General features: G+C 59.8%; 7 protein-coding genes. 5 read left to right on the forward strand and 2 right to left on the reverse strand.

Features of this window, described 5'->3' with window-relative positions:
* Positions 1-8 precede the first annotated feature (8 nt).
* Genes QMF22_RS13415 through QMF22_RS13430 form a run of 4 tightly spaced genes read left to right on the forward strand, consistent with a single transcriptional unit; the run spans position 9 to position 8953 of the window.
* Positions 9-3395 (forward strand): DUF499 family protein, encoded by a 3387-nt coding sequence (locus QMF22_RS13415; RefSeq protein WP_283454418.1) that lies wholly within the window; start codon positions 9-11, stop codon positions 3393-3395.
* The gene (locus QMF22_RS13420) at positions 3395-4924 is read left to right on the forward strand and encodes an ATP-binding protein (RefSeq protein ID WP_283454420.1); all 1530 of its coding nucleotides are present in this window, start codon (positions 3395-3397) and stop codon (positions 4922-4924) included. The genes QMF22_RS13415 and QMF22_RS13420 overlap by 1 nt, the downstream gene beginning before the upstream one ends.
* Positions 4917-5912 carry a PD-(D/E)XK motif protein gene (locus QMF22_RS13425; RefSeq protein WP_283454422.1) on the forward strand — a complete coding sequence of 332 codons (996 nt, stop codon included), beginning with the start codon at positions 4917-4919 and terminating at the stop codon, positions 5910-5912. Before QMF22_RS13420 ends, QMF22_RS13425 begins: the two co-directional genes overlap by 8 nt.
* On the forward strand, positions 5909-8953 hold the full coding sequence (locus QMF22_RS13430; RefSeq protein ID WP_283454424.1) for a Z1 domain-containing protein: 3045 nt from the start codon (positions 5909-5911) through the stop codon (positions 8951-8953). The genes QMF22_RS13425 and QMF22_RS13430 overlap by 4 nt, the downstream gene beginning before the upstream one ends.
* Before the next feature lie 59 nt (positions 8954-9012).
* Here the strand turns inward: QMF22_RS13430 and QMF22_RS13435 are convergent, their stop codons facing one another.
* Positions 9013-9534, reverse strand: coding sequence for a DUF1643 domain-containing protein (locus QMF22_RS13435; RefSeq protein ID WP_283454426.1), 522 nt, complete (start codon positions 9532-9534; stop codon positions 9013-9015).
* Positions 9535-10046: 512 nt separating this feature from the next.
* Between QMF22_RS13435 and QMF22_RS13440 the strand changes: the two genes are divergently transcribed.
* Entirely contained in the window at positions 10047-11816 is a 1770-nt protein-coding gene (locus QMF22_RS13440) for an AAA family ATPase (RefSeq protein ID WP_283454428.1), read from the forward strand.
* Between the two features lie 340 nt (positions 11817-12156).
* Here the strand turns inward: QMF22_RS13440 and QMF22_RS13445 are convergent, their stop codons facing one another.
* Positions 12157-14265: an ATP-binding protein gene (locus tag QMF22_RS13445; protein ID WP_283454430.1), complete on the reverse strand. Its 2109-nt coding sequence runs from the start codon at positions 14263-14265 to the stop codon at positions 12157-12159.
* Positions 14266-14403 lie beyond the last annotated feature (138 nt).

Here is a 14403-nt window from a genome sequence, read left to right on the forward strand (position 1 = left end):
AACAGACCATGGCGAAATCCAACACCGACCGCATCAGCGAAGCACTTGACCTGCTCGCCGAAGCGCTAGCACCCGTGATCGATCAGGTACTGCTTCCCCTTCTCCCTCCGGGAGAAGTCGATTGGACCGGACTGCTCGCGGCCAAAGACGAGATCGAGGGTAAATCCTACGAGCGCACCGACCCGCAGGTGCAACTGAGGGTCTTCACTGAACGGCTGGGAACCTTCGGGTTCCCCTTTGGCTCGGTGCTTTCCAGGGCTGAGCAGAACTTAGCCGGGGAGATGCGTGAGGTGCGCGCCAAGTGGGCCCACAAGAAACCCTTCAGCGCTGACGATGCCTATCGGGCTCTCGATACTTGTGAGCGGCTGCTACGCGCCATTAATGCCCCGACGCAGGCCGACGGTGTGCGTCAGCTGCGCCTCGATGTGCAGCGCGCCGCCTACAGCGAAGAAACCCGCCGCGACACCCGCAACGCGTCGGCCATGCCGGCCCTCGCGGCAGCCGACCTTGTGCCATGGCGTGAAGTTCTGCGCCCGCACGTCGACATCGCCAGCGGCGACTTTGCGCGTGCCGAGTTCGCGGCCGACCTACACCAGGTCTCCAATGGCATTGGTACCCGCGACTACACCGACCCCGTCGAGTTCTTTGCGCGTACGTACCTCACCGACGGCTTGCGCACCCTGCTCACTCTGTCTGCCCGCCGCCTCGCCGGTGACGGTAATGCTGCGCCCGTAATCAATTTGCAGACTACCTTCGGCGGGGGTAAGACCCACTCCATGCTCGCGGTCTGGCATCTGTTCAGTGGTAACGACCTCACGGCGTTTCCGCAGCATGTGCAGGGTTTATTGCACGATCAGCCCGCAGACCTCTTTCGCCGTCTGATCAAGCGCGTCGCCATTGTGGGTAATGAGCTTGCCCCAGGTCAATCCTGGGCAAAGCCCGATGGCACGGTGATCCATACCCTCTGGGGAGAACTGGCCTGGCAGCTCGGCGGTGTCGAAGGCTATGCGATGGTCGCCGATGCTGACCGCTCCGCCACGAACCCCGGTTCTGCCCTTCGGGACCTGATCGTTGCCTACTCGCCTGCATTGATTCTCATCGACGAGTGGGTTGCTTACGCTCGCGGGCTGTATGGTCGCGATGACCTTCCCGGCGGGTCGTTCGAGACCCAGTTCACCTTTGCCCAACAGTTAACGGAGGTCGTGAAATCGGTCCCCGGCGCGCTGCTTCTCGTCTCTATCCCGGCCTCGGACATCCGCCGAGATAGCGACGAGCCAGCAGCCTCCGATCTCGAGGTTGGAGGCGCCAATGGGCGAGCCGCGCTTGAGCGCCTGCAGAATGTTGTCTCCCGCGTGGCCCAGAACTGGACCCCCGCGAGCTCGCAGGAATCGTTCGAGATCGTGCGCCGCCGGCTGTTCGTCGAACCCAACGCGGATGCCCGCCGCCGGATCGATGCCACCGCCCGCCAGTTCTCGGAGTTCTACCGCAAGCAGACCGGAGAGCTACCCGCCGAAACTCGCAGCCCTGAATACGAAGCACGGATCCGCGCGGCGTACCCGATCCACCCTGAGCTCTTCGACCGGCTCTACGGTGACTGGTCTACATTGGAGCGGTTCCAGCGCACTCGTGGTGTACTGAGGCTGATGAGCGCCGTCGTTCACGCGTTGCATGTGGCAGAAGACGACTCCCCCCTAATCATGCCCGGGTCGATGCCGCTGGCATCGGCCGCGGTGCGCGACGAGGTGAGCTCTTACCTCGATGACGCGTGGAAGGCTATCATCGAGACCGACATCGACGGCGAGAACGCTACCCCTGTGCACATCGACCGGGAACGGCCCCTGTTCGGCGCCCGAGCGCTCACCCGACGCATCTCCCGAACCTTGTTTATGGGTTCAGCCGCGACCCTTGGTAGCACGCACAAGGGCATCGAGCGCCAGAAAGTCTTCCTCGGCGTCGCCATGCCCGGCGACACTATCGGTAACTTCGGCTCTGCTTTGCAGATGCTGGGGGACCGCTCCACCTACCTCTATGCGGAGGGGCAGCGCTACTGGTTCGACCGACAGCCCTCGCTCAACCGCATGGCTGGGGAACGCGCCTCGGCAATGCATCCCGAGGACGTCTACGGGGAGGCGGTGCGCCGACTTCGGCTTGGCTCGCGCAGCACGCCGGAGTTCACCGATATCGAGGTGGCCCCGTTGTCAACCTCCGACCTGGCCGAAGGAGAATCCTGCCGCTTGGTGATTGCCCACCCACTGCACACGCACAACGCCCGGGGCAAGGAGTCAACGGCGTGGAACTTCGCTCTGGATCTTGCCCGCAGTCGCGGGGGAGCGCCGCGTCAGAATGCGAACACTTTTGTTGTGCTCGCCGCCGACGAGGCCCGCTGGAGCGAGCTTAACGAAGCCATCCGCATCTTCCTTGCCTGGAAATACATCGCGGCCAGCGTGGGAGAGCTCGACCTGACGGCAAGTCAGGCTGAGCAGGCCCGCACTCGCTCCGATGAAGCCAACCGGGTCGTCGACCAGCGGGTGGCCGCCACCTGGATCTGGGCGCTGTACCCGGTGCAGCCTGACGGTGCTCAGCCTCTGTCGCTCGAGACCAAGAAAATCGAAAGCGGTGAGACGCGGCTGGCCACACGAACTGGAGAAAAGCTCGCCAAAGACGACGTGATCTTCACGCAGAGTTCCCCGCGCTCGATCGCCCTGGAACTCAGTATTCACCTGCGCACGCGGTGGAACGAAGGTCGAATCAGCGTGGGCGAGTTGTGGCAGTACCACGTGCGCTACCCGTACCTTGCGCGACTTAGGGACAAGGCCGTGTTGACCGACGCTGTTCAGTCGGTGATGACCGATCCAGGCTGGTCAGAAATGGGCTTCGCCCTCGCCTCTGGTTACGATGAAAATACTGGCGACTTCATTGACCTGCGCGTGCCCATCTACGAGTCGCAGGCACCGACGATCACTGACGATACGCTGCTCGTCGTCCCTTCTCTCGCTGAGGCTCAGCGGATTCGGGAAACGGGTAGGAAGCCAGAGCCGAAGGACTCGGGCGAGCCGGACGGCGCAGGCACGGATCCACACCCAGGCGGAACCGCTGCCGGAGGAAACGAGCCGACCGGAACAAAATCGACTGGTTCGGGCGTCTCGGTCTCTGTTCCCAACGCGCGTTTCTCTGGCGTGGTGGAGCTGCGCACCTCGGAAAACCTCGCTCAGCAGTTGCGGGAAATTGCCGAGGAACTGCTGGTTCACGTGCAGAGCGCCGACCCGGACACTTTCGAGGTGCAGCTCACCATCAACGCAGGGCGACACCACGGTTTCGACATCGACACTGTTCGCACGGTCAGTGAAAATGGCCGAAATCTCGGGTTCGCCAAGAACCGGTTCGAGGAGCTGTAATGACATCGGGTCCCCCGGTCGTTGTTGGGCGGCGTACGGTCGCACCCGATCCGTCCATTACGAGCGCAGTCGGCAGGCATCATAGCTTCGAAACGGCGATCGCTGACCTTGTCGACAACAGCGTGGATGCTGCGGCCACTCAAGTGCTGCTCCGGTTTCTCCAGTTGAATGGTGCGGTGACCGGGTTTCAGATTATTGATAACGGCCACGGAATGGACTCCGAAGCCCTCGATCAAGCGATGACCTTTGCCAAAAAGCGCGAGTATGGAGGCAAGGACCTCGGTCATTTCGGCATCGGGATGAAGGCTGCATCGTTGAGCCAAGCGGATATCCTGCGGGTCTATTCGCGTCGTGATGGAGCCCAGGCCGCCGGCAGGTCCATCCGCGCCGCAGCGCCGACCGAGGTCGAGGAGCTCGAGTACGCGGGGGTTGATTCCTACCTCGCTGCCTTCAAACTCGATTTCCCCTTGGCCACGGGCACTGTGGTCGAATGGGCGGAGCCGCGCACGTTTTTGACCGCCACCAACGAGGACGATCGTGCCCGCTGGCTCGATGAACGGATTGGGGCTATCAGGACCCATCTTGGCATCGTCTTTCACCGCATCCTTGAAGCGGAGAAACTGACCGTCACGATCGAGGTCTTCGATATCGTTCGTGGCCGACCGGGCGTTCCACGCACGGTCGAGCCAATCAACCCTTTTGCATATCGACAGGTTGGGCAGGGACCTTTCCCTGCCCAACTCACCATCACGATTGACCGTGCGACCGTGCGAGGCCGAGTGCACCTCTGGCCCGCCGCACAGTCAGGCTTGCCCAGCTATCGCCTGAACGGGCGTCCGGGCAGCCTGGCCCAAGGCTTCTTCTTCTATCGCAACGATCGACTCTTGCAGATGGGCGGCTGGAATACGCTCACAGTCAATCGACCCGAACTCGAGTTTGCGCGGATCGAACTGGACATCGATGAAAGCGTCTCCGATCACATCGCCATCAATCCCGAGAAGGCTGGCCTAGAACTCGACTCCGATCTGAAGGCAGCCATTCTGGAGGCCATGGTGGGTCAGCAGGGGCAACGCTTTGCAGACTTCCTGGAAGTGGCAGAATCCACCCGCCACGAATCACGTCGGTACACTAAACGCGCCGTGACTCTGGTTGAGCCTTTCCGAGGGTTCAGCGCTGACATGCTCGACGCGTTCTCCGCCTCGGTTGAGTTCTCGGATCATGCGGCTGTCGACATCCGTTGGGAGGTGCAAGACAGCGAGGATCCCATTCGAGTCGATCTTGCTCAACGCTCGATCTGGCTCAACGCCCGCTATCGCGGCGTCATCGTGGGTCACGAGAGCGGTGACAACTACGACGCCCCGTTGGTGAAGACCCTGCTGCTCTTGGTCTTCTCTCGCTACTTCGAGGGGGACATGCTCGGCTCACGCGAAAAGGCGGAAATCGCGGCCTGGCAACAGCTCCTCACCGCGGCGCTCCGCGATGAGATCGCAGCCCAGGCTCGACGAATGGGGAAGGTCAGCAATGAGTGATCGTAGCGGAGGTGAGGACCTCCTTCACCTCTCGCCCGAGACAGTGGAAGCCTATTTCACCGCGGGGGTGCAATCTGCATTTACGCTGGACGGACGGGTGAGCGCCCGTCTGGAAATCGACCCTCAACATGAGCAAATGCGCCTCCTTTGCCCGGCAGTCGGGAGTGACCCCGACGTGATTTCCTATGAACGGATCTCCTTCGATCGTGTCGGAATTCTTGGAGCGCCCGGAGAATGGTTCGAGCTAGTTGTCGACGCCTCGGGGATGCACTACGAGGCCTACGTTTTACTGGAGTCCGTCGTTGATCAGCTGCGCGGCGGCGCATCCTTCCGCCATGCGGTGTCCGAATCCCTGTCGGGCCTCAAAGATCTTCTGGCTAGTCGCAAGCGGATGAGTGAAGCCGTGATCACCGGACTCGTCGGGGAGCTCCTACTGCTGCGCCACATCATCTCGGAACGTGGCGATGAGGCCGCCCTCGCGGCCTGGCTCGGTCCTCTTGCCGAGGAACATGACTTTGCCCTGGAAGAATTCGAGGCAGAGGTCAAGACCACCCAATCCGAGGGGCGGATCCACCTGATCGGCTCCGAGACCCAACTTCTTCCGACTCCAGGCCGTCCGTTGTACCTCATTTCAGTACAACTCACAAGAGCCGGTGCCGCCGCAGACTCCTTTACCTTGCCCGAACTTATTGACGCGGTGCGCGCCTCCATCGATGTGAGTCGCCTACGTACCTTCGACAAGCACCTTGAATCTCTCGCTTGGCATCACGCGGATGCCGACCTGTACTCGGTTCGCTACCAGCAGCGTTCCGTGCCGCAGGCCTATCTGGTTGATGGCGAATTTCCAGCGCTCACGACGCCACGGCTGAATGAGGTCGTGCCGCAACGCGCCCTTGTTAGTGGGGTCACCTACCGCGTCGACGTTTCCACGCTGCACCCTACTCAGCCCCCTGCGCCGCTTGCCACCTTCTGCGAGGACACCGAATGACAACGACCGAGATCCCCGCTGCGGTCAGTACTGCTATCCGTGGTGCGCTTCAGGGCATGAACCACAGCGGTCCGGAAGGCCTGCTCGACACGGTCAATCTGAAGCTCAAGCGATCGGGCGTGACCTTGAGTGAAACTGAACTTATCGACGCGATCGTCGCCACCGGCGTCAACGACCCGGCGCGAACTTCGACCCACATTGCGCTCGCCCGATGGGACGCCGAACCTGAGGCTGACTGGATCGATGGTACGCAAGCCGGAACCCTTCCACGCCGCACGCGAACCCTCGACCTGCTCGAACTCGGGGAGCAGAGTCGCCCCCGCTTGGACGAGGCATTTCCCCGGCTCGCGCAGCAAGACATCGTTATTTCTGGTCCGTGGGATGCCTGGTACACCGCGCAACGCCGGCAGGAACATGACTTCTACTGGAAGGCCTACCGGGGAGTCCTCGAAGGCAAAGGGTGGGACCCGACCGCCATCGCTGCCGTCGACGTCTCGACGACGAACATTATCAGCCGGCTCGCTGACCCTGCAGTGAAGAAGGCGTACCAGTCCAAGGGGCTCGTCGTCGGTTACGTACAGAGCGGGAAGACCGCCAACTTCACCGGCATAGTCGCGAAGGCCATCGATTCCGGCTACAGACTCATCATCGTGCTCACAGGCACGGTCGAACTTCTGCGGGCCCAGACGCAGCGCCGCCTCGACATGGAACTTATCGGCGAAGAGAACATCCTCGAAGGGCGCGATCCCAGCAACCCAGACTTGATCAAGGGCGTCGACTACGTCAGCACGGGTGACCAGGACTGGATCGACGGTAAATTTCTGCGTCACGGCGTTCCGATCATCGAACTTGACGACGTGCCACTCATCAAGCGCCTGACAACCATGTCCGGCGACTACAAACTACTCAAAGCGGGAATTGACGCCATTGATTTTCGTCGGGCGGGCGCTCTCAAGGACCGGACAAAACCCGTCAACGACCCCGTCAACCTGTACTCCAGTGATGTTCGCATTGCGGTCGTCAAGAAGAACCCTGCTGCCCTGAAGAAACTGCTTGCGGACCTGAAAGCGGCGCGTGCTGATCTCGGTGAGATCCCTACGCTGATCATCGACGATGAGGCAGACCAAGCATCGGTCAACACAATCAACCCCAATCGGCAGCACCTCGCCGAAGAGGACAAGAAGCGCACCGCTATCAACGGACTGATCAGCAAGATGCTTGAGCAGTTGAAGCGCGCCCAATACATCGGTTACACGGCCACGCCCTTCGCCAACGTTTTCATCACGCCTGATGATTCCAAGGACATCTTCCCCAAAGACTTCATTATCAGCCTCGAGCCCTCGCCCAGCTACATGGGCGGCAAGTCCTTTCACGACATTAATGGGCTCCCGTCGGACGAGGCGATCACAGCGACCAACTCGAACGAGAAAGCCTTCGTTCGCAACCTCCTCTGTGACGATGGTGAGGGAGAACTGCGTGAGATTCGCGATGCACTTGACGCATTCGTGCTTTCCGGTGCCATCAAGCTCTGGCGCCAGATAAAGGACCCCGCCTTGCGCTTTCGTCATCACACCATGCTGGTGCACGAGTCTGTGAAACAGGATGAGCATTCCGAGCTGGCCAACAAGATCCGGTCGGTGTGGATGCATGCCGATTACTCCAGCCCAGCGGGACTCGATCGACTTGAGGAGCTTTTCCTCACAGACTTTTTGCCGGTGCACCAAGCCCGGGACACCTGGGGAACGGAAATGCCGGTCACTTTTGGTGATCTCATGAGACCGATCGGCCGAGCAGTCGATTTGGTCACCGCCAGCGGAGACCCGGTGGTCGTGGTCAACGGATCGAAGGACAGCGACTACAAGGCCGTCGATTTCCAGAGGGGGCCGTACTGGCGCATTATGGTGGGCGGCGCCAAATTGAGTCGCGGGTTCACTGTCGAGGACCTCACTATCTCTTATTACCGGCGCAGGGCCGGCGCTGCCGACACACTCATGCAAATGGGTCGCTGGTTTGGCTACCGTCCGGGCTACAAAGACCTGGTCAGGCTTTACATCGCACGCGATGCCAAGGACACGCGAGGAAAGACCTATGACCTGTATGAGGCCTTCACCTCGATCATTGAGGACGAGGAGGCCTTCCGGGACCAACTCCGAAGCTTTGCCATACTCGACGAAGATGGCCGTCCGCAGGTCCTACCGATTGACGTGCCGCCGATGGTCTACCAGCAGCTGCCTTGGCTGAAGCCGACAGGGGCCAACAAGATGTACAACGCCGTCCTCGACTTCGAAGGCGACGGTGGTAAGTTTAAAGAGTTCCTGCGCCAACCCGACCGCGGCAAAGGAGCGACAAACGAAGCACACTTCGCTGCAGTCCGCGACTGGGTAAGCGCCTTGGGAGAGCTCCAGACCTTCGAATACAAGGAAGGCCAACCGGCAAAGACGAAATCTTTTCAGGCTCGGGTCGCGATCGTGCCGGCGCATGATCTGTATACGCAATTGAAGAAGTTTCAGTGGACGGTCAACTATTCGTTGGAACCGACACTTCGGTTCATGAAGAACGCTATCGACAAGGGCGAACTGGTCGACTGGGCGGTCATGGTCCCCTATTTGGCGGACGCGCCGATTCGGAACGTTGACGGTATCGATGTTCCTCTCCTAACGCGTACCCGTCGGCAAGATCGTCCTGGCTTCACCGGCTTTTCATTCCGGCAGAGGTCCGCCATTATGCGCATGGCCGGCAGCCCGTATGAGCACGGCGGGCCGGCAGCAGACGCGCACCACACCCCGACCCGAGGGGCGCTGCTTCTGAACTTCTCGGCGGACCCCGATGAAAAGGATCCAAAGGGTCGCAAAGCCACGGATCCAGGTTGGGAAGGCCCCACTGAATCTCCCGATGTCGCAACAATCTTTGCGCTGGCCATGCCCTACATGAGCGCTCCGCGGGGACGGATGGGATTTCGAGTGCGCGACGACTCCCAGCCGGACAAACCCATCCTCAATGAGGAGGATCTCAAGAAGCTCGGCATCACGGGCGACGAGTAAGCCCAAATCAACGCCCCGCTATCATGGGTAGCCGGGGTCGGCTCTCTCCCGAGCGTAATCTAACGAGCAGGCGGAGTGAGGCGACCTTCCCCGGTCGCCGAGGTGACGTCCATGAGTGCAATGGGAAGCGCCTCAGCAAATGTCAGGGCGGGGTACTGGGCGTGCGTGTGCCGATGCCATCGCGACGGGTGACGAGGTCGTCCGTCGATCATCCACGTGGCGAGGCCGCGGGCGTCCAGCTGCGCTTGCAGCCACTCGAGCTGATCGCGGAAGTGTTGCCGAGCAGGTCCCGACGGCTCGTGACAGCCGTACGCCAAGATCACGGCATCTGCGGAAGCAAGAGCTTGGGTGAGGCTTGAACGCGCCGCGAGCCAGCCGTCGGGCTCGACCCCAGCGAGAGCGATCCCGTCCGTGCGGTACGTGGGGAGCGCGAAGACGTTCGCAATAGCCATGGACGAGTAGCCCAGCGTTTCCTGTGCGTGTTTCACTCGCTGGAGGGTGCGCATGCCATTGGTCGTCGGCGGGTTGGAGAGTACTGCGAGGAGAGTGCCCTTCCGGCTCGAAGGCTTCGCGATCGTCATCTTGAATCTAATCTACCTGGACTTGCTTGGCAGAGAGGTCGACGCATAGTGGCCGATGTGTTGCACGTCTGTATTGAATGGGTGGAACTGGCCATCAAACACGAACGAAACGTGGACAGCCTCATCAAGGGCCTCGCCGTGGGAAACAATTTCGGCGGATGTCGACCACGAATCACTGCAAGTCAAACCCTCAACGTCCGTCGGCCGGTCGAAGCCGTCGAATCGGCAGCCCACGTTGCGCAAGATCTGAGCTTGTCCCCGCGCAATCCTTTATAGACGGATTGCCAAGGTTGGACAGGCGTAGCGCTGTTGCATTTATGGACCATCACTAACTTGAAGTCGACTGCCATCGTCGGTTTACCGCCGGGATGAGCGAAATGGGCCTGGCTGGATTGGCGAAGTCGTCGATGGGGACGACGATAGGGTTGTAAATCGACGTTGTTCATTCCGGCCGCGCTGAATGGGGCGCATCGAGGTCAATATGAATGCGTCATGTAGTTGGGGGGAATGTATTGCGAATAAAGACCTACAATCCGTACAAGTCAATAGTCGAGACACCAATAGCCGATGAGCTGCCTGACTTCACCCTGATAACAGGGGCAAACGGATCCGGCAAGACGCATCTTCTTGAGTCCATGCGCGAGATGGCGACTCAGTTCGACGGTGGTTACGGCGGCCGGATGCCTAGGATGCTGGGTACTGCCGACCTGCAGATCATGGATCACATTTTGGCATCGCCAGAGACTCGAGAGCAGAAAGTAGATCAGCTGCGCGCTTCGGTCGCTGAGCAAAACAGTCGGACTCGTGGCACTGCCGATCACAGGCAGATGATGCAGAATTTCCTCGTTCAGAATGGAATTCTGAGCGCTGCAGCGTTATCTGCTGCAGAGCTGAATGCTGGCAAGCCGCTCGAGAACTGGACTGATTCTGACTTTGCAAGGTTCACGCCCTTGGAGATCGGACGCAGGGACCATTTCTCAGTAATGGTTGCGGACGTCTTCTTCAACTATGTCTATTTGCACACACTGAATGGCTACAAACAATGGCGTTCAGCAGAGTTCGGTGACGACGTTGACTGGATCGAAGCTGATGACTTCTTACGGATGCACGGAACTCCACCGTGGGATCTGCTCAACCGAGTTCTCGAGGATGTTGGCCTCAACTACCAATACGAGACACCGGAGCCGTTAGTGATGCCACCCTACCCAGCACCACGACTCGTGGACATCGGTACCGGCCTAGACCTTCCACCGAGCGAGCTTTCCTCCGGTGAAAAGACGCTTCTCACGATTGCTCTCTCGATTTACTCGGTCAACAACCGAAAAAACGCCGTCGAGCCCCCTTCCGTTATTCTGCTCGACGAGCCGGATGCGACCCTGCATCCATCGATGGTGCGAAGTCTCCTGAAATTGGTGCGTGAGGAGATCGTTGGCAACCTCGCCGTTCCGGTAATTATGACAACCCACTCGCCGACGACCGTCGCCCTCGCCGAGGAAGATTCCATATTCGTCATGCAACGCACAGCATCTCCGCGCCTCCGGAAAGCCAGCAAAGATCAAGCGCTAAAATCCCTCCTCGTTGGCGTGCCTGCGCTGAGCGTGCGAGCGGAAAATCGTCGCACGGTAATAGTCGAGAGTCCGAACGATGAGCGGGTCTACACGATGGCGGCCGCTCTCATTTCCCCCATGATCGGCAGTGAGCGTTCCCTTCAGTTCATGGCCGCCGGGAGCTCACTCCTACCAAACGGTTGCGATGCAGTGGTCGACCTAGTAACTCGCCTGCGCGCAAATGGCAATGATCTGGTGTGGGGATTCGTCGACCGAGATGAACGCTCGCGGGAACCGGGCGCACACGTCTACTTCGACGCAGCGCGCCACTCCATCGAGAACTTGTTCTTAGACCCGCTCGCCGTGGGACTCCTTCTTCTTCGAGACGGGGAACCGCGAATGGTAGCCGCGCTGGGGTCGACAAACTACGTCAGCTTCGATAGGTCCCGCGCTGAGGCACTCGTGAGCTGGCTAACTGAAAAACTCGTGCAGAGCGGAGACGATCGGACACCCAGGTCCGTGTCCTATTCGGACAATTGCATCCTCGACATCGAGGCTTTCTGGCTCGACACTCGAGGTCATAATCTCTGTGACAGGTTGCTCACTGTCTTCCCCAGCCTGAAAGCGCATAAGGGCCGCCTACTGGATGACGTAGTTAAGTTTGTATGGGCGGAACATCGATGGGTCGTTCCACTCTCAACGGTGAACACGATGACACGCTTTCTTGAGGACTAGTACTGATCTTCGGCATCGAATCTGCCCCTCTGACAGCCCAGCCCAGCCCAGCCCAGCCCAGCCCAGCTCCAGCGCTGGAGCCAACACAGAGCTCAATCCCACGCCTCTTGCAGATCGAGGGGGACTAGGCATTATCGCTGCAGAAGTCACAGGGCATACCTGTTGTTGCGCACGGCGTTCTCGGTGCGGACTGATCGTCGAGGGCGGTGCGGTCATTGAGTCCCAGCTGCGGCCACTCATCCGCCGGGGCAATTTTTTAGAATGGTTTGAGCGGGATGCCACGGTGCGTATGTCTGAGGTACTGGAACGAGGCGCGTGTCTTCTGCGCCGGGCCCCCGCCCTAGCCAGAAACGGTCATGAAGGTACCTTGCTCCTGCCGAGCATCCGCTGCCTGCGTGTTTTCGGAGGCGGTCGGCGCCGTCATGTCGGCGGCCGGCATGAGTACTGAAGGCAGCACCTTGCCATGTCGTTGCCGCAGATAGTCGATGCTGGCCTCAGAGCTCGGGTCGTAGCCAAGAGCGTCCTTGACGAAAGTCATTCGATGGCGAGCGTCTTGGATAATTCGGGCCCAAGTGACTGCCCGGATTGTGATGTGGTGCCCCTCTTGCTCAAAGTCTTGATAGACATCGTCAGGCAAATTGCCCTGACCAAACTTGTGCTTTATGCGGTCGTCGATCTTGTCTCCGACGATCCAAAACTCCCAGACGGTGTCAATGGCTGCGAATCTTGTGTCGGCTGCAACCGTCTGAGCGTAATTCTCGATCTGGGCAAGTTGCTCTTGTCCAATTGAGATTGAAGGTCGCTTGAGCTCAATCACGATGTGCTCACGGTGATTACGAGATTGTTCAATGACTCGGCTGAGCATCATGTCCACGACGACGATGCGCCCGTCTGCATCCATCACGGGCAAGTCGAGGTCGCCCGGTGCCAAGTCATGTCGTCCCAAAAGACCGGTATGGGCCTTTAGGGCTGTTCGCAGGGTGGTGTCGTCCGCAGTCAGCGCGTACTCCTCGCGAAATACCCAGGTTTCCTCGGCGAGGATACGGTGGAGCTGGCGGCGCTCAGTCACCAGCTTCTTTAGAACGGAGTCATTGATGATTTCCTCTAGCCCGGTGAGAAATTCTAGGCGCCCGACAACCTGACTTCCTACGCGTAGAAGCGCCCCCAGGGAAGTCTTCTTGATGAGGTCGCTGAGCTCGTCGGCCTCCTCAGCAGTCAGATTAAGGACTTCTTCCAAAATGTGACGAACGCTAGAGGGGCTCGTCTCCACAGCATTTTTCAAGAGCTCTAAGGACAGTTTGCGGGCTGCGAAGTCTGTCTTCTCAACTATGGGTGCAGCCGCAACGGCGACGATGTCAAAGATTCCGCGGGCTGCCTCTTCCACCCGATTCTTCGGGGGCTCTCGAAATGGATATGAGTCCTCATCTCTCCACTGCCTGATCAGGCGGGCAGAACGCTCATCGTCCTTGGCGGCAAAGTGCTGCCGTAACGCGTCGCGAGATGCTTCAATCACCGACTTGACAGGCTCGGGAGCGCCATCTTCCAGAGCCAGCATGTCGACGTCATCGGCGAAGCCGGACCACTTGATATAAGCCGTGAAATTGTAGCCAGGAGCATGAATGCTGGGTTTCATGTCATGCAGCGAGTTCCCTGAAGCGTCGCATAAGTAAAGGTGACGACGCATTGCGGACTTCCATTCGATCACGGTGACCGTTATCGCACCGTCTACTCCTTCGACCAGAAGTGGAATGTCAATCTGATCTTTCTTGAGCGCTTCCACGCTCAGCTGATGACCGCGCCAAGAGAGCTGGAGGCCGTACTGCTCGATCTGAAGCGCGAACGTTGGTAGCAAATCCTCGATGACAGCATCGGATTGCACATACGACGCCCCGCGCGAAGTCAGGTTTGCGATTTCGACCGTGACGCCGGTTGAGGCATCGGGTGCGGGAGAGAGTTCAGATACGCGAAATTGCTTGAGCTCAGCGCTGTTGGCCGTGATCGAAAATCGCACGCGTCCGTCGGCTGTACTGTCCGAAATACTTGTCCACCGAACCGAGTTGCCGACGCCGAGCGCAGCCCAACGTCCCTCACCCTTTGCGCCGTGCAATGCCCGCCCACCTGGGCTCTGTTGCGTCAAGCGTTTCCATGAATGCCCGAGTGCCCCAAAAGTCTGCTTTCGGTCGTCGGGTGCGATGCCAGTACCATCGTCTGCGACAGTTAGTTTCTCGATCCCACCGAGGGCACCGAACTCCACTTCAAGAGCGATGGCGGTGGCATCCGCATCTATTGCATTCCAAATCAACTCAGCCAAGGCCACCTTTGGTGTCTTGGCTAGCGTCGCAAGGTGCGGTTGTTCGACCACAACGTCTAAAGTTTCCATGCGCCCAGCATGGCAGGGATCACCCGTTGCCTCGTCCAAAGCCGCGATACGCGCTGTCCGCTTGGTCACCCCCACATCGGGCAGCAGTCGGACCGGTCTCAAGCGTCCAGCGGTGGTCCGTGTCGAGGTCCTCGGCGCCTGCGGGCGTCCACACGTCAGGAGTCCGTGGCCACCGACCCCGGCACCTGCATCACCCGCCTGCTTCGT

Source organism: Cryobacterium sp. PH31-L1 (assembly GCF_030063145.1).
GTDB lineage: Bacteria > Actinomycetota > Actinomycetes > Actinomycetales > Microbacteriaceae > Cryobacterium.

Excerpts from the sequence above, each read along its gene's own strand:
- QMF22_RS13435 (WP_283454426.1), bottom strand. The coding sequence starts at position 9,534 with ATGACGATCGCGAAGCCTTCGAGCCGGAAGGGCACTCTCCTCGCAGTA.
- QMF22_RS13415 (WP_283454418.1), top strand. The coding sequence starts at position 9 with ATGGCGAAATCCAACACCGACCGCATCAGCGAAGCACTTGACCTGCTC.
- QMF22_RS13430 (WP_283454424.1), top strand. The coding sequence starts at position 5,909 with ATGACAACGACCGAGATCCCCGCTGCGGTCAGTACTGCTATCCGTGGT.
- QMF22_RS13425 (WP_283454422.1), top strand. The coding sequence starts at position 4,917 with ATGAGTGATCGTAGCGGAGGTGAGGACCTCCTTCACCTCTCGCCCGAG.
- QMF22_RS13420 (WP_283454420.1), top strand. The coding sequence starts at position 3,395 with ATGACATCGGGTCCCCCGGTCGTTGTTGGGCGGCGTACGGTCGCACCC.